This window comes from Candidatus Omnitrophota bacterium, from assembly GCA_028716565.1.
Classification (GTDB): domain Bacteria; phylum Omnitrophota; class Gorgyraeia; order Pluralincolimonadales; family Pluralincolimonadaceae; genus Pluralincolimonas.
Genome location: JAQUPL010000016.1, coordinates 1 through 3,102, shown reverse-complemented (window position 1 = coordinate 3,102; position 3,102 = coordinate 1). Strand labels below are relative to the sequence as shown.

Here is a 3,102-nt window from a genome sequence, read left to right as displayed (position 1 = left end):
GACACCGAGGCGCCCGAGAAGCTCCTAGAGCCCGAACGCGAGCACATCTACCGCGAGCTTCACGAGCATGAGGAACGGCTCGATGCTCTCGAGAATTGGCAGCAAGAAGTCAAAGCTGCAAAATCCATCCCTGTGACAGTCGGCGGTCCTGGCGGATTCAGCATCACGGGTAATTGGCGCATTGTCGCTGGCATCGCTATCCTGACAGCCCTTGTTGCGGTACTCTACATTGTGGTGCGATATGGCTAAGAAGAAGGTCAAGAAGTTGATGAAGGCGTACACCTATGCATCCGTCGGGGCGCTAGGTGTATCTGCCATTCTGTGGGCGCTCTTTCCAAAGGCACGCAAGGCGATTGCAGCGGTCGTGATTGCGTCGCCGATACCACCAATACCATGAGCACTTTCAATCACATCCCCCTTCCCGCTTCATCCTCCCCCGATGTCCGCATTGCATGGGCGGGGGACATCTTCCAGGACCTTATCAGCGGAATGTACTCCACTGAGGAAGGCTGGTTCATCTACAATGTGATTGTCGGCTGGACCGATCTCTGCACAGAGAATGAACGGCGGCAATACAAGCAAATGGCCAAGATTTTCACTGAGTATCTCCAAAACCAATAGAAAGTAAACCCATGAACCAACAGTTACTCACCCCTCTCATTGCAACCGCAGTAACAGTCCTACTCAAACTGTGGAACACTCCCATCATCCGAGATAAGGCCTTCTCCTTCATCCCGAAGCTTCCGAAAGCCGTTCAATGGTTCGCCCCTCTAACCCTTGGTATTCTCGCCGCTGCAGGACAAGGTTTCATAGAGGGCAAGCGCTACGAAGAACTTGTGGTTTTTGCTACCTCAAATGGCGCTGAAATTGGTGCACTTGCAATCGCAATTTGGCATGTGGGCAAGCGCGTCCTTACCGAATCGAAGGCTACCGCAGCCCTCGTACTCGTGTTTGCAGTAAGTTTCGCAACCGTCAGCTGCAAAAACCTCCGCCCCGCAATCGACAAAGTAGTCATCTTCGAACAGCAAGTGCACAGCGAAGCTGTGAACCTGCAGGTCGCTGCATACGCGGTCATCCCGCTACTTCCGCCTGCACAACAAGATGTAGCGCGAGCTCAGCTTGCCCGAGCATTCGAGAAGATGACCATGCTTCTTCAGATCAAGGACAACGCTGTACAAGCAGCGATTGCCGCGTCAGAAGATACACTTGACGTCACTGCGTTAGTGCTACCAGTGGTAGCCGCCATCGAAGAAATCATCCTGTTGGTGAAGTCCTTTGGTAGCAACACTACTGCCATCGAAGGTCGAGCACTTCAACTCCGTCATTCAATGGGTGTCAAGTGACCAGACGTCTTTACGGACTGTTTGTTCTGTTCTGCATCACTCTTCTCTTAGCCGCCAGCTGTCAAGAGAAGCCCGTCACTCCCCAACCCGCCGCATTCGGAGGTTGGCCCGCCTCATTCGGAGGGGCGAGCCCCGTCGTCGAACAGGGCGGAATGCCCGCCGTCGGCGGGCTCTCTGCTGCCGGCTCGCCCTGGGCAACCGGGGGAGCACCCGTAGCCGGCGCCGCCCCTGTCAGCGTCCTACCCTTCAAGCGCTTCGCCTGCAACGCCATGCAGAAGGCTCGGGCCACTGGGGAGCACCCGAAGCTCGGGCGAGTCCACCATGCCAAGCGCATGGTAGGACGCAAGAAAGCCCAGTACCTCATTGCGGGCGACCTTTCGAACGTCATTTGGCCTACTCATTTGAAGCGTAGGGTAAACCAAACCAATGTTGGCAGATGTACTGGTTATGCATGCACCAACATCTACAACAATGCTCCATTCCTAGGGTTCCAAGAAACCGAAGTAGCAGAACTCCTTGGCGATGACATGTACCATTGGGCTACAGTCCTGGACTCATACAAGGGTACATGGTTACCTGATGACACCGGGAGCGATGGATACTCCGTACTGACAGGTGCTACCACCAAAGTAAAGGTAGACGGTCACTACGTATTCAGCGGTTTCAAGACTGTCACTGACTTTGTAGAAATGCAGAAGGCTCTACAGAAAGGGCCCTGCATCATTGGAACCAATTGGTATTCGTCAATGTTTAGCACAACACGTTGTGGACAGGTTTCAATAGACGCAAATGCGACTATTGAAGGTGGCCACGAATATGGGTGGATTGGTATTGACTTTGACCAGAAAGTAGGCTGGTTCGTCAATTCATGGGGCAACGACTACGGTGTCTACGACGACCAAGGTGTCGGGGGCTACTTCAACCTGTCATTCAGTACCATCATGCGATTACTGAATGAAGACGGGGAAGTAGAGTGTCCAACACCACCCGCCAATGACAATGCCGTTCCGTACAGAAAAACAGGCTAGACGCCAGCAAATTCGTGCTACACTCGACTCGTATCGGTAGGAAATCCCCCCTCAGTGGCCCTTCTGTTTCCGTTTAGTGAGAAAACGTGCGAACAGGGGGGCCAACCCCTATTTGGAGAACCCAAATGACCATAGCAGTCAGAATCCACAACGACGGCCCGCTCAAAATCCGAGTCACAAATACGATCCCCAATAGCATCGAAAGCGGGCCTGGAATGGGATCAGTTGAAGTCGACCCCAACACCGACGCCCCTATCACCTATGTACACTCGAAAATGTCAATCAAAATTGACGAAATCGAGAGCTAACTGGAGGACCCCATGTTCAAAGAATGCAACGACAAGTACGCCGGCATCATTGCTGCAAAGGGGCTAGCGACTCCAACCCCCGAAGAGAAAACAGTCATTCCTGAGCCCCTCATCAGTGCAGAAGAGCAGCTGGCAACCGAGACCACCGAATACCTCAAGAACCTCAAACCGCCCGCACAGAAGCCTGATGGCGACCTCGACGAGGATGCCGAAGGCGAAGATGTCGACGACTTCGCATGAAAGCAGAAGCCCCCTGCAGGCGTCTGCAAGGGGCTTTCGAGCTCTCACGGGGGAAAGCTAATTAGGGGGCGTACGAGGCTCCCATAGGGTCGCAAGGTCTGCAGTAAACGAGGATAGAACCGGGACGAGCCTATGCTACCATCGTTCAGGAATCGAAGTCAACCACTGCCGAACCGAGGCGCT

At 53.8% G+C, this 3,102-nt stretch carries 6 protein-coding genes; all 6 read left to right on the top strand.

Annotated elements, in window-relative coordinates; all coding sequences use genetic code 11:
• Positions 1-249 (top strand): hypothetical protein (locus tag PHO67_08995; GenBank protein MDD5547273.1); only part of this gene is annotated, 249 nt, incomplete at its 5' end.
• Positions 242-397, top strand: a complete 156-nt coding sequence (locus PHO67_08990) for a hypothetical protein (protein MDD5547272.1) — start codon at positions 242-244, stop codon at positions 395-397. The genes PHO67_08995 and PHO67_08990, both read left to right, overlap by 8 nt.
• Positions 398-632: 235 nt before the next feature.
• On the top strand, positions 633-1,343 hold the full coding sequence (locus PHO67_08985; GenBank protein ID MDD5547271.1) for a hypothetical protein: 711 nt from the start codon (positions 633-635) through the stop codon (positions 1,341-1,343).
• A gap of 152 nt (positions 1,344-1,495) precedes the next feature.
• On the top strand, positions 1,496-2,371 hold the full coding sequence (locus tag PHO67_08980; GenBank protein MDD5547270.1) for a hypothetical protein: 876 nt from the start codon (positions 1,496-1,498) through the stop codon (positions 2,369-2,371).
• A gap of 125 nt (positions 2,372-2,496) precedes the next feature.
• Positions 2,497-2,679: a hypothetical protein gene (locus PHO67_08975; GenBank protein ID MDD5547269.1), complete on the top strand. Its 183-nt coding sequence runs from the start codon at positions 2,497-2,499 to the stop codon at positions 2,677-2,679.
• A 12-nt stretch (positions 2,680-2,691) separates the two neighbouring features.
• The gene (locus tag PHO67_08970; protein MDD5547268.1) at positions 2,692-2,919 is read left to right on the top strand and encodes a hypothetical protein; all 228 of its coding nucleotides are present in this window, start codon (positions 2,692-2,694) and stop codon (positions 2,917-2,919) included.
• Positions 2,920-3,102: the final 183 nt, after the last annotated feature.

Coding starts and splice junctions, on each gene's coding strand:
- PHO67_08985 (MDD5547271.1), top strand. CDS start 633: ATGAACCAACAGTTACTCACCCCTCTCATTGCAACCGCAGTAACAGTC.
- PHO67_08975 (MDD5547269.1), top strand. CDS start 2,497: ATGACCATAGCAGTCAGAATCCACAACGACGGCCCGCTCAAAATCCGA.
- PHO67_08980 (MDD5547270.1), top strand. CDS start 1,496: ATGCCCGCCGTCGGCGGGCTCTCTGCTGCCGGCTCGCCCTGGGCAACC.
- PHO67_08970 (MDD5547268.1), top strand. CDS start 2,692: ATGTTCAAAGAATGCAACGACAAGTACGCCGGCATCATTGCTGCAAAG.
- PHO67_08990 (MDD5547272.1), top strand. CDS start 242: ATGGCTAAGAAGAAGGTCAAGAAGTTGATGAAGGCGTACACCTATGCA.